Origin of the sequence: Paenibacillus glucanolyticus NBRC 15330 (assembly GCF_004000885.1) — a bacterium.
GTDB classification, from domain to species: Bacteria; Bacillota; Bacilli; order Paenibacillales; family Paenibacillaceae; genus Paenibacillus_AQ; species Paenibacillus_AQ glucanolyticus.
Genome location: NZ_BIMC01000023.1, coordinates 1 through 15,167 on the forward strand (window position 1 = coordinate 1; position 15,167 = coordinate 15,167).

10 protein-coding genes are annotated in these 15,167 nt (G+C 51.6%); 3 read left to right on the forward strand and 7 right to left on the reverse strand.

Going from position 1 to position 15,167, the window contains the following annotated elements:
- The 3 genes from PGL02S_RS24035 to PGL02S_RS24045 all read left to right on the forward strand — a co-directional run.
- Positions 1 to 863, forward strand: an 863-nt coding sequence (locus tag PGL02S_RS24035; RefSeq protein ID WP_164762890.1) for an energy-coupling factor ABC transporter ATP-binding protein, incomplete at its 5' end; no start/stop codon positions are given.
- Positions 838 to 1,647 carry an energy-coupling factor transporter transmembrane component T family protein gene (locus PGL02S_RS24040; RefSeq protein ID WP_036636435.1) on the forward strand — a complete coding sequence of 270 codons (810 nt, stop codon included), beginning with the start codon at positions 838 to 840 and terminating at the stop codon, positions 1,645 to 1,647. The genes PGL02S_RS24035 and PGL02S_RS24040, both read left to right, overlap by 26 nt.
- A gap of 33 nt (positions 1,648 to 1,680) precedes the next feature.
- Positions 1,681 to 2,457: a PHP domain-containing protein gene (locus tag PGL02S_RS24045; protein WP_036636433.1), complete on the forward strand. Its 777-nt coding sequence runs from the start codon at positions 1,681 to 1,683 to the stop codon at positions 2,455 to 2,457.
- Between the two features lie 1,340 nt (positions 2,458 to 3,797).
- Here PGL02S_RS24045 and pstB read toward each other — a convergent pair.
- The 7 genes from pstB to PGL02S_RS24080 all read right to left on the reverse strand — a co-directional run bounded on the left by pstB (position 3,798) and on the right by PGL02S_RS24080 (position 14,981).
- Complete coding sequence (gene pstB / locus PGL02S_RS24050) at positions 3,798 to 4,553, reverse strand: phosphate ABC transporter ATP-binding protein PstB (RefSeq protein ID WP_036636430.1); 756 nt, start codon at positions 4,551 to 4,553, stop codon at positions 3,798 to 3,800.
- A 54-nt stretch (positions 4,554 to 4,607) separates the two neighbouring features.
- The gene (gene pstA, locus PGL02S_RS24055; RefSeq protein WP_006207718.1) at positions 4,608 to 5,516 is read right to left on the reverse strand and encodes a phosphate ABC transporter permease PstA; all 909 of its coding nucleotides are present in this window, start codon (positions 5,514 to 5,516) and stop codon (positions 4,608 to 4,610) included.
- Complete coding sequence (gene pstC / locus PGL02S_RS24060) at positions 5,513 to 6,475, reverse strand: phosphate ABC transporter permease subunit PstC (RefSeq protein WP_006207717.1); 963 nt, start codon at positions 6,473 to 6,475, stop codon at positions 5,513 to 5,515. Before pstC ends, pstA begins: the two co-directional genes overlap by 4 nt.
- Before the next feature lie 106 nt (positions 6,476 to 6,581).
- The gene (locus PGL02S_RS24065; RefSeq protein WP_036636428.1) at positions 6,582 to 7,436 is read right to left on the reverse strand and encodes a phosphate ABC transporter substrate-binding protein; all 855 of its coding nucleotides are present in this window, start codon (positions 7,434 to 7,436) and stop codon (positions 6,582 to 6,584) included.
- 55 nt (positions 7,437 to 7,491) lie between these two features.
- A complete protein-coding gene (locus PGL02S_RS24070; protein WP_228029897.1) occupies positions 7,492 to 8,886 on the reverse strand; it encodes a stalk domain-containing protein in 1,395 nt (464 codons plus the stop codon).
- A gap of 283 nt (positions 8,887 to 9,169) precedes the next feature.
- Complete coding sequence (locus PGL02S_RS24075) at positions 9,170 to 14,125, reverse strand: pullulanase (protein WP_036636425.1); 4,956 nt, start codon at positions 14,123 to 14,125, stop codon at positions 9,170 to 9,172.
- 403 nt (positions 14,126 to 14,528) lie between these two features.
- Positions 14,529 to 14,981: a hypothetical protein gene (locus PGL02S_RS24080; protein ID WP_006207713.1), complete on the reverse strand. Its 453-nt coding sequence runs from the start codon at positions 14,979 to 14,981 to the stop codon at positions 14,529 to 14,531.
- Positions 14,982 to 15,167: the final 186 nt, after the last annotated feature.

Sequence of the window (15,167 nt, forward strand, 5' to 3'; positions counted from 1 at the left end):
AGCACAGCACGGTTGTGCAGTTGAATCAGGCCGCTCTAAGGTACCGCACGATCCGCAAAGTAGATCATGAAGTGCTGCGAGGCATCGATTTGAGCTTGCACGAAGGCGAACGGATCGCTCTTGTAGGCAACAATGGTGCAGGCAAATCGTCCCTTCTGAAGCTGATCGCCGGAATCGCCAAGCCTTCAAGCGGCTCTGTGGAAATTATGGGACAAAGCACAGCGTTATCGTCGATGGAACAGATCTCCTCAAAGGTGGCTTATGTCTTTCAGAATCCGGAGGATATGTTCATTGAGGATAGCGTGTATAAGGAAGTTGCCTACGGCTTGACGAGCCGCCACTACCCGGAAGCGGAAGACAGGGCCAATCGAATGCTGGCCCACTTCCGCCTCGAGCCCTTCAGGGAACGAGATGCCCGGCTTCTCAGTGGAGGGCAGCAGCGGCGTGTATCGCTGGCGATAGGCTCGGCGATGATGCCTCATCTTATTCTGCTGGATGAGCCTACCGCCAATCTGGATTTAGCCACCCGTGAAGAGCTGCTGGGCACGCTGAAGGAGCTGGAGCAGCAGGTCCGTACGGTCATCATCGCCACGCATGACATGCAGTTGGTCCACCAATGGGCAACCCGAGTGATCGTGCTGCATCATGGCATGGTCGCTGGGGATGGCTCGGCTGCCGACATTTTTGCTGATCCTGCCTTAATCCATCGAGCCGGGCTAGCGCCTACTCAGATGATGGATTTATCCGCAAGGCTCGGCATCAACCCGCCGTACAGCTCTCCCACTGGGTTGGCACAGCATGTATACGCGATGATGACAGAACAGGAGGGAAGACACGATGCAGCTCGTCCGCAGCTGGTTTAACAAAATTACCATCGAACGCATTCAGCTTGAGCTGATGAATACCGCCTATGGGAGCGGTCATGCCACGCTATCTCGGCTCGATCCGCGCGGGATGCTGATCTGGTATCTGTTTTTTGCCATCGCGCCATGGTTTATCTCCAGTATGACCGTGCTGGCCGGATTGTTTCTCATGATGGTGGTCACCACGATCCTGTCGCGGGTAACGCCGTTTATTATTTTAGTCCTCTGTCTGGGCTTGATCGGGCAAGTCGGCTGGCTGTTTATCCTGTCTCTCTTTTTTGGCGGGGACATCAGCTCGGCCTTGCCGCTGCTGAAGCTGACGCTCAAGCTATCGGTCGTGTCGCTGGCCAGCATCACGGTTTTCTCCGGAATGGATCCTGAAAAAATCAGCGACGGTCTGTTGGCGCTCGGCATGCCGGCCGCTTTCTCGTTCAGTCTGTCTTACGGCTACCGGATTCTGCCGGTACTGTTCGAGGAGTTCCGCCATGTGCTGCTCTCCTACCGACTGCGGGGTAAAGCGCCGGATCAACCCGGCTTTCTCTACTGGCGGCTCGGCGTCTATTATTTGAAGCTGCTGGTGCTATCCTTCTTCCCATTAATGCTGGCCACGGCCAAGCGTTCCCGCACGACGGTGGAAGCGCTGGAAACCCGCGGTTTTTCTTATGGCATGAAGAATCCGGCAGCGAAGAAGCTGAAGCTGTCCCATCTGAAACTAACGTCGCAGGATATGCTCTTCCTATCCGGTACCGCCGGATATACGGCTCTGCTGTTCTGGGTCGGCTAACTCTAATACAGATTTTATAAGGAGTGTTTGAATATGAAGATTGATCTGCACACCCATGCCAAATTGTCCAAGGCATCAGACTTCTCACAGACCTACTATGAAGAGATGGTCCGCGAAGCCATGGATAACGGGCTGCATGCACTCGCGCTCACCGAGCATTTTAACACACGCAACTTCGACGAGGTGTACCAGCAGCTGGACCGGATGTTTCCTTACAATGGCGAGTATTATGATGCAGGCGGTTTAAAAATATTCCCCGGCATGGAAGTCGACATTCGGGAGACCGGCCACATTCTGCTCATCGGACGGAAGGAGTTCATTCTGGAAACCCGCCACCAGTTGAACGATTATACGGAGAAGGGCGCTTTTATTCCCTTTGATGATCTGATGGATCTGGCCGAAGCCCTGCCACTGCTCAAAATCGGAGCCCATCCGTTCCGGGAGAGCACGCCACTCCATCATTTGGACCACAGCCAGCTCCAGCGTCTGGATGCCTTTGATCTCAATGCCAAGGACATGTACCAATACGGCTGTGAGGCCAATCAGGATCAGGTCCAGCGTTTTGCCGCCAAACTCGGCAAGCCGGTGACGGCGGGCAGCGATACTCATCAATGCCTGCAGTATGGAAGTGTCTACAACGAGCTGGATATGCCCTGTGAAACTGTTGCCGAGCTGAAGCACGCGATTCTTCAGGGTGCTTACCGGCTTCATGTCTCGGATAGCCTCCCTCTTCAGGTCAAGGCGTCCGTCATGCTAAAAAAGCTGATGAAACAAATCATCCGACTCGAGACAGCTCCAGGCATCGTATAAGGTCACGGAATACGTTGTCAGCCCAGAGGCGGCTGGGTCATAAAAATGACTCGGCCGTCTCTGGGCTGTCTAGTCCCTTAGGTAGAAGGGGAATCTGCGGTGAGGAAGGGGAAAAACCTAAGATAATCCATCGAATCTGTGGCTATTGAGCGCAAGAGTGGATAGCAAATCTTGTGACTAATCAATGAATCCGTAACTAACTATTGAACACCAACGTGGGGCAAATCTATGCCCATTCAACGAGTCTGTGACTATTGAAAGCCGAGAGTGGAAAGTAAATGTTATGACTAACCAAATGAATCTGTAACAATTGAGCGCCAACGTGGAGCAAATCTATGCTGTTCAACGAGTCTGTGACTATTGAGCGCAAGAGTGGAAAGTAAATGTTATGACAAATGAATCTGTAACTTTTGAGCAGCAATCTGGAGAAAATCTATGCGTATCAACGAGTCTGTGGCTATTGAGCGCCAAGAGTGGATAGCAAATCTTGTGACTAATCAATGAATCTGTAACTAACTATTGAACACCAACGTGGGGCAAATCTATGCCCATTCAACGAGTCTGTGACTATTGAACACCAATGTGGAAAGCAGGAGTTGCTATGGCGCTTGAACTCTACCAAACATGGTAACTAGAACTTCTCTTGACGGATGCCCGTCTATGCGGCTTACGGACCCTGAGTACGCTATTACCGCAAAAATAGTACTTTTCAAATTATAACGGACCGTAGGGACCTTATTTTGCCTTTAATTACGGTTACGCACGGTTTTTTTGCTAAATAACGGCTGTGGTGTCCGATAAACCACGAAATTATGCGGATGATTGATAATAGCGTACCCTCGGTCCGTTAGATCCGGCCATTGCCAAGCAAACAGGCAGATGGTGGGTATGTGTGTGTGTGTGTGTTACTCACCAAGCGAGCTGAGGAAAGGGGAATGCGGTGACATCATCAGGCGAGTCAAGGATGGTGCACGCACGTTGCCATCATCAAGCAAGCCGAGGATCGGTGCACTATCAAAAGAGCTGAGAATAGCTGAACCCGTTGTCATTATGCAAGCGAGCTGAGGATAGGCGAACGTGGCGAAATCATCGAGCGGACCGGGGATTAGTGCGAGCTCGCTGTCATTATCAAGTGAGCAGAGAATTTGCGAGCTTGATGACATCATCAAGCAAGCCGACGATAGGCACGCGCGTTCCCATCATCAGGCGAGCCAACGATAGCCGCACGCGGTACCAACAACACGCGTGCCGAGGATTCGTGCGCACGCAGTATCCCCTAACAGAAACAAGGGGGTGTCCCGCCAGATCCAAGATCTGCTGGGACACCCCCTTTTGATGCATCAGCCGAACCGACCGCTGATGTAATCCTGTGTACGCGAGTCAACGGGATTGGCGAACAGCTGCCGGGTAGCGTCGTGCTCGATAACCTCGCCGTTCAGGAAGAACACCGTCTGCTGCGATACGCGCGCCGCCTGCTGCATATTGTGCGTAACCATGACGATGGTATAGCGATCCTTCAGCTCATGGGTCAACTCCTCGATCTTGAAGGTCGAGATGGGGTCCAGCGCCGAGGTCGCTTCATCCATCAGCAGAATATCGGGCTCTACCGCGAGCGCCCGGGCAATACAGAGCCGCTGCTGCTGTCCTCCCGACAAACTGAGCGCAGGACGCCTCAAGTCGTCCTTCACCTCATCCCACAGCACGGCAGAACGAAGGCTTTGTTCAACGAGTTCGTCCAGCTTCTTCTTGCCGCGAATTCCGTGCTGCTTGGGTCCAAAAGCGACATTATCGTAGATCGATTTCGGGAACGGGTTCGGCTGCTGGAATACCATTCCGATTTTTTTGCGGAGGGATTCCACATGCACCTCCCCGGAATAAATATCGATTCCGCCAATGGCTACCCTGCCTTCAACCCGTGCACCCGGAATCCGGTCATTCATCCGATTAAGGGTCCGCAGCAGCGTGGACTTGCCGCACCCGGACGGTCCGATAAAGGCGGTAATCGCACGCTCCGGAATCTGAACCGAAACATCCTTAAGGGCATGGAACTCGCCATAATACAAGTTCAGTTTGTTCATTTCAATGAAAGGCTGCATGACATGTCCTCCCGGTGTTGTTTTTGACGTGTTATCCAGATCGGCTTGACCCCATCAGGCTTTATTTTTACGTTCATTCAGCCACAGCGGCACACGGAATACGATATTAATGAGCAATGCAACAATGATCAGCACCGCCGTGGTCTTCTGGGCAATCTCCTGGGCATCCGGCACAATGGCCTCGGATTGGACATACCACAGATGTACGGCAAGGGTTCCACCCGGCGATAACAGATTGAAATCCCACATTTCCCCGGAGGTGGATACCCCGGCGGTCAAAATAATGACGGCACTCTCGCCGAACGCCCGGCCTGCTGTCAGGCAGATGCCCGTCATGATACCGTTCATAGCCACCGGCAGCAGCACACGGCGGATCGTCTGCAGATGGGTGGAGCCGAGCGCAAAGGACGCATTGCGAAGCTCAACCGGAACCGCCCGGATCGATTCTTCGGTCACTCTTGTAAGTACGGGCAGATTCAGGAAAGCTAAACTAATAGCCGCACCTAGAATCGTAAGACCGATCTCGAAGAATTCCACGAACAGCGCAATGCCAAACAATCCGAAGATGATCGACGGAACGGATGACAGTCCCTCCACGCATATGCGGACCACCTCAATCAGTTTATTGTTCGGGGCAAATTCCGCCAAATAAATACCGGCTGCTATGCCGATCGGGATGGAGACAATGAGGGAGATGATGAGCACATAGAATGAGTTAAACAGTGCCGGTCCGATGCCGCCGCCCTCTTCAATCTCGCTTGGCAGCCCGTACAGGAAGTTCCAGCTCAGCTGTGGCAGCCCTTTTTCAAGCAGCAGAAACAATAACCCGACAATAAATAAAATCACGATGATGCCGGTACCCCATACGAGTCCCGTAAACAGTCGATCCAGAAGGACGGAGGCCCCTCTGCGTTTGCCAAAGGAATAGGCCAGAGTAGGATGAGCCGGCTTCTTCACACTCATGAGTAGCGCCCCCCTTTTTTCTGAAGTATTCTAACCGCTACGATCATCAGCAGCGAGATGGCGAGCAGAATGAAACCCATCATGTACAAGCCATAATTCCAGGTGGAATCGAATTCCACGCTTGAAATCTGCATGACGATGTTACTTGTCAGCACGGCTGTCGGGGTAAACAGACTGTTTGGCAGCTGGGCCGTGTTGCCGATGACCATGACTACGGCCATGGTTTCGCCGATCGCACGGGCCATGCCCAGAATTACGGCATACATGATGCCGCTTCTGGCCGCTGGCAGCACGACCCGGAACACGGTCTGGAACCGGTTCGCACCAAGCGCGTAAGCCGCGTCGCGATATTTATTGGGCACGGCAGAGATGGCGTCGTCACTGATCCGGCTGATCGTTGGAAGTACCATGATCGTCAGAACGATGGAAGCCGCAAGCAGACCGTCAGCCAGATCATGTCCGCTGAGGTTGCGAAGCCAAGGAATGAGCAGGGTTAATCCCAAAAAACCGTACACCACCGAAGGAATTCCTACGAGCAGATCCAGCACGGGGCGCAGCAGATTGCGAAGCCACTTCGGCGTCATTTCGGCCAGGAATACAGCGATGATGACAGAAATCGGAATCGATATCAGCATTGTCAGGCTGGTTAGCGCCAGCGTTCCGAGAATAAAGGTAAGCGCTCCATAGTGCTCATTCTCCGGGTCCCAATTGGTGGAGAAGAAAAATTCCGTCAGCGAGACGTTCGAGAAGGTCAGGACGCCTGTACGGAGCATAAGGACCAATATGCATAACAGGACCAGGCATACAAACAAGGCGCTGCCGATACAGATCATGCGAAAAAGTTGGTTGGACCAGCGAAGACGCGCCTTCCGGTCAAACTTGGAGCCGGAAGTCTTGCCAAAGCTTTGACCCAGCTCGGCCGGGGCCTTGCTGTTCGTGGACGGGTTCATATCGATCATGTGGGGCTCTTCCTTTCACATAGAGAAGCCAGCTTGGCGTCCGTGCGCTGAAGCTGGCTAACCCTTTCCTTATGGAATACGCGTATGAATAACGTTCAAAGCACGCTTATTTAACGGCGGAAAGCGGAATGAATTTCAGCTTTTTGAGGGAACCGTTCTGGAACTTGCTGCTTTGGATGTATTCGATGAAAGCTTTCGTTGCGCCAGTCGGCTGGCCTTTGGTCATGTAATAGCCGATGCCCCACACTTTGTAGCTTCCGTTAAGCACGTTTTTCTCTGTTGGCGCCACACCGTTGATCGACAATGCCTTCATCTTGCTGGTGACGTAAGGAAGGTCGATATAACCGATGGCATTCGGCGTTGTCTCAATCGTGGTTTTCATATCGCCACTGGAGCCAACCTCTTTGTAGTTATCACCTTTGTTCATAAACTCTTTGCCATCCAGCGCTTTTTGCTGGAAGTTAACGCGGGTGCCGGAACCGAACTTACGGTTAACGACTACGATTTTGGCATCCGAGCCGCCAACTTCCTTCCAGTTTGTCACTTTGCCGGAGAAGATGTCCTGAAGCTGCTTGGTCGTCAGGCTGTTTACGCCCACATTCGGATTCGCAACGGCTGTGAACACTGTTACCGCAACGGGGTTTGCTACCAAGCCATCGAATTTATTAAATCCAGGGACGTTCTTGGATGCGTCCCAATCCACTGCGCCGATGTCGGCAATGCCTTTACGAACCGATTGAGGACCCGTGATCGAGCCTGCTGCGGAAGCCGAGATTTTCACTTTCGGATTCTCTTTCTTGAATTCACTCGCGGCTTGAAGCGTAAACGGCAGCAATGCGGAGGAACCGTTGATGACAATATTGCCTTTCAGGTTGCTTTTGGCTTCTACAGCAGACGAAGCGCCGCCGATCAGAGACACGGCCACCATCACCGCTGTCAGGGATTTCATCCATTTTTTCATGTTATATAAACTCCTCTCGAATTGGAAAAAGATGGTCTATTCTTGATTGAAAACATTACTTCGTAACCGCTCTCCAGCTGTCGCCTGCATTCACCAAAACCCGGCCGTTCTCGATGATGGCGATTTGCGATCCGGCTACGGTGATGGCGGATACGTCAGCAGATACCGTGTACAGCTTGGTTTGTTTGCCCGTCGCCGTATCAATGGAATAGATCACGCTGTTGCTGTCGTCTTGGGCAGCCAGCACATATAGTACTCCACCGGACAGAATCGCTTGCTCCACATCGTAATCGGCAAACACGTTGGCTGCCTTCTGAGAAGCATCCACCGACAACAGTGTGGCTTGATCATCTGTGGACGGGACGCTAACGTAGTATGCTTTCAGTCCATCCGTGGACAGTACAAACACTTTATCATCCGAGGTCGTAGTCAGCTTCACAGCTTCCGGTTTCGATCCGTCGATGTTAAACGAAAAGATTTGCTGCTGATTGGATGAGAAATCAATGGACACATTGTCTTCATCGATATTCGTGGTATCGGAGGTTACCGTACCGAGTGTGGTCACAGTGTAAATGAATTTCTTGCCGTCGGCGGAAACGCTCAGATTTTCCTTATAGTCCACCTTGTCCTCCACCAATTTCGCGATGGAACCGTCGGCCAGACTCAGCTTGGCGATCACGGTGCCTTTATCCCCTTGCAGAAAATAGATAGCACTGCCGTCAGCCGACCACACGAGCTCCGGTTTAATGCTGTTATCGTTCGTGATCTGACGGGAAGCTTTGCTATTCAGATCCAGCACATATACCGCACCTTCTGCGTCCGTGTAGGCTGCTTGATTGCCGCTGGGCGCCACCACCAGATCGGACCCGCCGCTTGTTGTCAGCAGCAGCTCGAACTTACCGCTTGTTGTATCAACCAGGTAATCCGTTCTGCCATTCTCATCGCTCTTGGAAACGATCAGTTTGCCCGCTCCGGCAAAACGAGGGTTCTCTGCGCCTTCCAGAAGTGGTACCGTGCTGATCTCAAGCACGCCTGCTCTGCGGGCAATGGTTCCGCCAAGCCCTGATACCAGTGGACGTAATGCAACATAGCTTGTGCCACTAACATTTGTGACAGGCTGGGCCAGCGTGGATTTCACTCCATCTACCATCATCTGAGTCGAATTGGCTTTCAGTACAACGGTATGTCCGTTCAGCGTTATTGTCGTAGTGCCGCTATGTACTTCTGCTTGCGCGCCGGTTGCCTTGATCACATCGCGCAGCGATACAAGCGTCTCGCCTTTCTTCACCATGGAACGAACCACAACCGTGCTGCCATTGATGGTGAACGAGGAATTTTGCACCTGGGCTGCAGCTGCAGCAGGCTTTACAGCCGGTGCGGCCGATACGGCGCTAACAACAGAAGTACCAACCACTGCGGCTACCATGGATACTACGAATGCTTTCTTCATTGACATTGGCTCTTGTCACCCTTCTCTTTTAACATTCTATTGGTTTAGGACTGTTTCACCCTGCTGCCCGGAACTCTGCTATTCTATTTATGAGAGCGTACCTGGCTCATCCCCCCAAACTCCTATCGTTCATGGTAAGCAGTAACCCTGCTTGATTGCTATTATAGGAGCGAATTGTAAACGGAAAATGTTGGAATTGTTATCTTAGTGTCAATATTTTCATATGCAAACAAAAAAGAGCCGCTGGAATCATCCAGGGCTCTCCTTCTCGTATCGCATGGTATTACTTCATTTGATTCAATAGATTCAGCATGGCCTGTGCGCTTTCAGCACGGGTGGCAATCGCCTTGGGTGCGAATGTTCCGTTCGTATGACCCTTCATCAATCCAAGGGACAAGGCCTGATTCACCTCTTGGGCTGCCCATGCCGATATCTGCGACTGATCCTTCAGCTTCGGAGCTTCCACGGCGGTAGCGTTCCCCTTCAACTGGTAGGCACGGAAGAGCATGACAGCCAGCTCCTCTCGGGTGACAGCCGCATTCGGTGCGAAGGTGTCTTGGCTTCTGCCTTTCACCAGCCCATGCTGATGAGCTGTCGCAACAGCGGACGCATACCAGGCATCGCTGCTCACATCAGTGAAGATCGTACCTTGAGCATCTTCAAGGTTCAGGGCCGAAGCGAGCATCTCGGCAAACTGAGCCCGTGTCAGCTGCTGATTCGGGCTGAATTTTGTATCACTGGTGCCTTGCACCACCTGTTTTGCTGCAAGCGCTTTTACCGCCTGCTCCGCCCAATGGCCAACCAGATCGGTAAATGATTTGTTGTACTCCAGTACGGCATATGTGCTGAAATGGCTCACCTCTGCCGTCAGCAGCCCATTCACGAGCTTGCCGCCTGCATAAGACAATCGGCCTTGGTCTGAGATTTGGTAGATTCCAGCCCAGCTGCCCTGTATGCCACTGTCAACTGCGAAACTAAGCCGTACGGGTGCGGTGAACTTCTCCTGTACATATTCCTTGCCGTCTTTGGTCTTCACGGAAAGGTTAAAATCATACATCTTGCTGCCCTGCTTCAGCTCAGCCTTCCCGAAAGCAGCGGCTTTAGCTATGAGTGAGGCAGCGGTCTGAGATGCAACCTCTTCCAGCTTGAAGGAAATCATCGCATCCTTGGCTTGATCCGCTGGCACAAGCTGCCGCAGCGCTTTGAGCAGTGCTGACGGAAGCTGGACAACCAGGCCGTCTCTCTTCAGCTCCAGCGGCTTCGAACCGAGAATTTCTCCTGCTGTCAGCGGCAGGAGAATCTCGTTATCCTCTGCTCCAAGCTGAATCGTTACGTTCTCTTGCCCGCCTCGCAGTGACTCTTCGGAGATCACGCGCTGCCCCTTATCCGGCTTCGTTCCCGGATCGGTAGACGGGCTGCCGCTTGTTCCTCCATTGCCGTTGCCGCTTCCGCTTCCGGAACCGGGATTGCTGCCGTTGCCGCCCCCGCTCTTGGCGTCCGTCTTAATGACAACAGCCGTGAGAGGCTCAAGCGTGATCGAGCCAGCTGTTAATGCAAAGCCAGATCTCGCCTTGACGCCAACCGTGCCTGCCTCGTCATTATCCACAAGCACCGTGCCGGAAGTCAGGTCCTCGCTCAGCGTCAGCGATCTCGACTGGTTATCGGCATTAACAAACACATAGTAGCTGCCTGTTCCGTCCGTCGCTTTGTTTTTGTAGGCTATAACCAGATCCTGGGCTTTCACTTCAGGGATCTGCAAAAGCGTCACATTTGAATCCACTGCAGACTTGTCGCCCAAACGGAAAGCATCGGACGATTTTCTTAACTCAATCAATCCGGTAGTGTACTCGCGTGTCTTGTTATTCTCCGGGTATTTGACTTCATTAGTCGCCTTCTCCCAATCAAACATGTTGATGGCATCGGAAGAGTCATATGAGTCATGAATGAAATATCCGAATCCCTTGCCTGTCTCATCAACCAATTCATGATACTTCTGTTCCGGAACGCCCGGGGCTTTCCACTGTTTCGTACGGCCGTATTCCTGCCCGGCATGGAGGAAAGACGTCCCTTGGGAAGTCAGAGTAAGCAGGTTCCCAAGACGTATCCGTTTATGAATCTCCAGATCATGAGCTGCCACCGAAGGGTCCTTCTTGATGGACTGTGCAATAATATCGTATAACGGCAGATTGTCATGGGCTTCAATGTATTGAACCATGTCGCCCGGATCGTCCTGCTTGGTATTGCTTGGCTGCGCCTTGATATTGTTAAAAATCGTTTGGATATCGCGCGCGCCGCCTGTAATGAATCTAGGCTCGCCTTCGTTACCGAAGCCGGATTTCAATTCGTTGCGGAATTCATCGGAGAATACGCCGACGTCATTCGTTTTGTCCATCCAATTCTGGTCTGCGCCCTTACCCGCCAGGGAAGGATCAGACAGATGTCCACCGAAGGTTATCCAGCCTTCACCGATAAACAACGCCTTCGGATTAATGGCAGCTGCGGCATCGTATGCGTTCTGTACCGCGTCATACGTGGCGTCGCCCATCATATCCCAGCGCATGCCGTCGATCTTGTACTCCTCGAACCAGTATTTCACGGAGTCTACCATCAGCTTCTCCGCCATTTTGTGGTTCGTTGCCAGGTTGTTGCCGAAGCCCCCAATGAAATTGCCGTTAGCATCCTGGAAGGCATAATAGTTAGGCACGATATCGTTTAAAAATTCAGCCTTGGCCATATGGGTGTACACCACGTCGAGAACGACGCCCATATCCGCCTCATGAATGGCGTCAATCATCGCCTTCAGCTCTTTGATTCGAAGCTCCGGATCCGCAGGATCCTCGGAGTATGCACCGTCAGGCGAGAAGTAACTGTGCGGATCATACCCCCAGTTATACTCGTTGTCTTTTGCCGAATAGTCCAGTTCTCTATTCTTCATGGCAGCTTCGTCCCCGTAATACCAAGCCATCACAGGCAGCAGCTGGACATGAGTCACGCCCAGTGACTTAATATATTCGAGCTTGGTTTTGAAAGCATCGTACGACCCCCAAGTAGCGTTATGCAGGTCATTCTCGATGGTTGGATCTGAGGTAAAATCCCGAACATGGATCTCCCAGATGATGGCGTCTTCCCGCTGCTCATAACCCGGAATATCCGCGAAATCAAACCCGGCCGGATTCGTCTGGCTTAAGTCAACGATGGCCGCTTTGCCGACGGTATCGCCGTCAGGCCCAACTTCGCCCTTCGTATTCACTCTGAATTGCGCCATGGATTTAGCGTATGGATCAAGCACATTTTTCGTTACGCCGTTATGGCTCACCTCGTATTGATAGAAGTATCCTCTGAAGTCCTGAATGCCAAGGTCCCCAGGCTTCACCTGGACAGACCAGACGCCTTTATCGCCTTTTTGCAAAGCGACGTTGCCAATAAACTGCGCAGCATCATCCTTGTCGTATACGTTTGCGGTAACCGTGGTTGCCGTCGGTGCCCACAGCTTGAGCTCGGCCCCGCCAGCCTGGTAGGTTGCCCCAAGATCATTCCCATCGTAAGCATACATTTCATCCAGCATTCTCCAGCCTGTGGAGGCCGATATGGTTTTACCCGCGTAGCTTACCTTCAAGGGAATCTGATCCAGCTGGAATAACGCCATAACTTCAATCGTGGTGTTACCGGTAATCTCCACGTTCTGGATGTTAACGCTACCCCCGTCTTTGTCCTTGATTTGGAGCTCATTCTTCAGGGTCTCCGCTTCCAGACCTTCGGTCATCGTAAAACCAAGCTGGAGCTTCCCGGGTGCCAGCACCTCAGCCGAGACTAATCCGGTAGGCACTTCACCATATGGCGATGTGTACACCGTGTTATCTCCCTCTTTAATAAACAGGTGCTGGTACCGGTCTACCAAAGTGAAGCCTTTGTCACCAGCTTCCTTGCCCGCATCTCCCTTGGATGGATCAAGGACCAGGAAATTCATCTTCTGAGCTCCCGATTTCATCGGGATATCCACATAAGCGCCATAGCGGTCCGTTTGACCCGCAGGGAACATCGTTGCGCCGGTCGGCCAGTCATTCGATGGCGCCGCTACATCTCCCCATAACCATAGACCAAACGGTTGGTAGTTCTGATCCTGTCTTGCATAGTGAACACGTACCGTATCTGCTGGAAGATCCACCGGTTCAAAGCTGTACACCGTATCGGAGCCTTCCTTAAGCCATACTTCCTTCATGTCCGGTGAAGCCAGCGCGAATTTCTTGTCTCCGCCGTCTTTATTGCCGCTGACGCGGTCAACAACGACGATGCCCACCTTCTGTGCCGCATCCTTCAGCGGAATGTCGACGAACGCGCCATAGCTGTCCAGCTGCCCATTCGGGAATGGCGTTGCCCCGTTTGGCCAGTTGGCCGAAGGAGCCGCAACGTCGTCGAATACCCACAGCCCTGTGCTGCCGTAATTCGCGTCAGCCCGATTATAATGGACACGCAGGTGGTTTGCGGGAACCGGAATTCCCGGATCTACAGGCACTGTAAAATCGGCAGCAACCTGATGATTGACAGCATTGTAACTGAACGTTACCTTAACATCCTGGGGCAGTTGAAGCGCCTCTCTGTTAGCCGGATACACTGGGCTAGCCGCGTCACCCCCTAAGGCAATCTGGTATTCGTGATCACCGCCATACACATCGGCTGTGACCGTATACACATTGTCATAATCGGAATCCTGCATGATCAGTCGTGCATCCGCCGGCGACCAGTCGGCCGCTTCGCCGATGCCTGATTGGAAGCTTCCTATGACTCTTGGAAGCTTATTCGCTTCCATCGGCGCGTAGTATGTAGAATCTGCGATCCGGTGGGTTCCATGATTGTAATAAAAGGTGACTTGGGCGTCCTGGCTTAGATCGATTAGAATATTGCCGTCCTTGTTGGCACCGCTGGTATTGGAGTAATTAGCGAATCCATAACTCGCCGTCCAATCCCCGTCAATGGCGATCTTGTATTCGTAAGATCCCGCAGGCAAGTGGCCGGTAAACCTGTATTCGCCGTTCCCCATATCATTCATGGTGGTTGCGGCTGCTGTCGGATCCCAATCCGTGTTATGACCAAGCTCGGACTGCAAAGTCCCGACCAACGTGACCTGGCTTGGTGCGCTATTGGCATTGGCCGCCGATGGCGGAATGCCTAGCATGGAGATAATCAAAGAAAAAATCATAATGATGGACCACGTTCGCTTGCTTGCTGCAGTCATTCTCATTAACAAATAGCCTCCTTCTGTTTTTTAAATCAGGTAAGTGGTTGATGCTATTCTGATGCCATTCTTTGCGCAAACGCTTGCATTAATGAGTTTAAGCTTCCATCGTTTCAGGGAACGACAATTACTGACAATTGGGGAAGAATCACTCCGATATCTAGTGCTGGAACATGAAATGAAAGCGATTTCAATGAAAACGTTTGCATTTCTTATTGTAGTATCGCATCTCAAGGTCGTCAACCACATTTTGACCTGTTTTTAAAAAGTATTTTTCAGCTTGAATCAAGCTCTATCCAGCAGTATCTAGCTATAACAAATAAAGGGAAACAGCGACTGTATGGCTGATTCCCCTTCAATCTTATTGAACCGTTTCAGCAGTTTCCGTTTCTTGAACGGTTGACATGTCTTATTCCTCTAAGGTGTGCACATTAAACGTCTCGGTGGCTAATGAAACACCATCGATGCCTAGAGCCTGAACATCTACATGGTTATGGAGTGATTGGTCCTTGATATCCCATACCAAAGACCAGCCGTCTTCTCCATCACTATCATACCCTATGAGTTTCCGTTCCTTGCCAACCTCCGTTCCTGTAGGAGATGACCAGAATAACACAGTGTCGGCATGCTGTGCCTCCACATAAATGGTTATTGTGTCAGCATCCCTTGGGACAACCCACCATCCATTTTCCTCCTCGGCATCTGTATATACTTTATCCATCATCACGGATGTTTTGCTGAATCCGGAAGGAGCATCGGAATTTGCTTTGTCTGGAATGGTTTCAGGTTCCTCGTTGCGAGAACAAGCTGATGCCAGAATCATGGTCAGCATCAGAAATGAGATTACGATTATTTTTTTCATATAGATCCCCCATGTGTGGTTACTTTGCAAGACTAATGAATTTCTAGATAATAATGTTTTGATGATGATCCGGATGATCTGTTGAATGATCCCCATGCTGTTTTACCCGCTGTCTAGGATATGTGACGTTATATCAAGCATAGGAATTAGCTAATACCCCAGCATAGGACTTATTAGCTACTGCCG

Coding starts and splice junctions, on each gene's coding strand:
- PGL02S_RS24070 (WP_228029897.1), bottom strand. CDS start 8,886: ATGAAGAAAGCATTCGTAGTATCCATGGTAGCCGCAGTGGTTGGTACT.
- PGL02S_RS24065 (WP_036636428.1), bottom strand. CDS start 7,436: ATGAAAAAATGGATGAAATCCCTGACAGCGGTGATGGTGGCCGTGTCT.
- PGL02S_RS24045 (WP_036636433.1), top strand. CDS start 1,681: ATGAAGATTGATCTGCACACCCATGCCAAATTGTCCAAGGCATCAGAC.
- PGL02S_RS24040 (WP_036636435.1), top strand. CDS start 838: ATGCAGCTCGTCCGCAGCTGGTTTAACAAAATTACCATCGAACGCATT.
- pstB (WP_036636430.1), bottom strand. CDS start 4,553: ATGCAGCCTTTCATTGAAATGAACAAACTGAACTTGTATTATGGCGAG.
- PGL02S_RS24075 (WP_036636425.1), bottom strand. CDS start 14,125: ATGAGAATGACTGCAGCAAGCAAGCGAACGTGGTCCATCATTATGATT.
- pstC (WP_006207717.1), bottom strand. CDS start 6,475: ATGATCGATATGAACCCGTCCACGAACAGCAAGGCCCCGGCCGAGCTG.
- pstA (WP_006207718.1), bottom strand. CDS start 5,516: ATGAGTGTGAAGAAGCCGGCTCATCCTACTCTGGCCTATTCCTTTGGC.
- PGL02S_RS24080 (WP_006207713.1), bottom strand. CDS start 14,981: ATGAAAAAAATAATCGTAATCTCATTTCTGATGCTGACCATGATTCTG.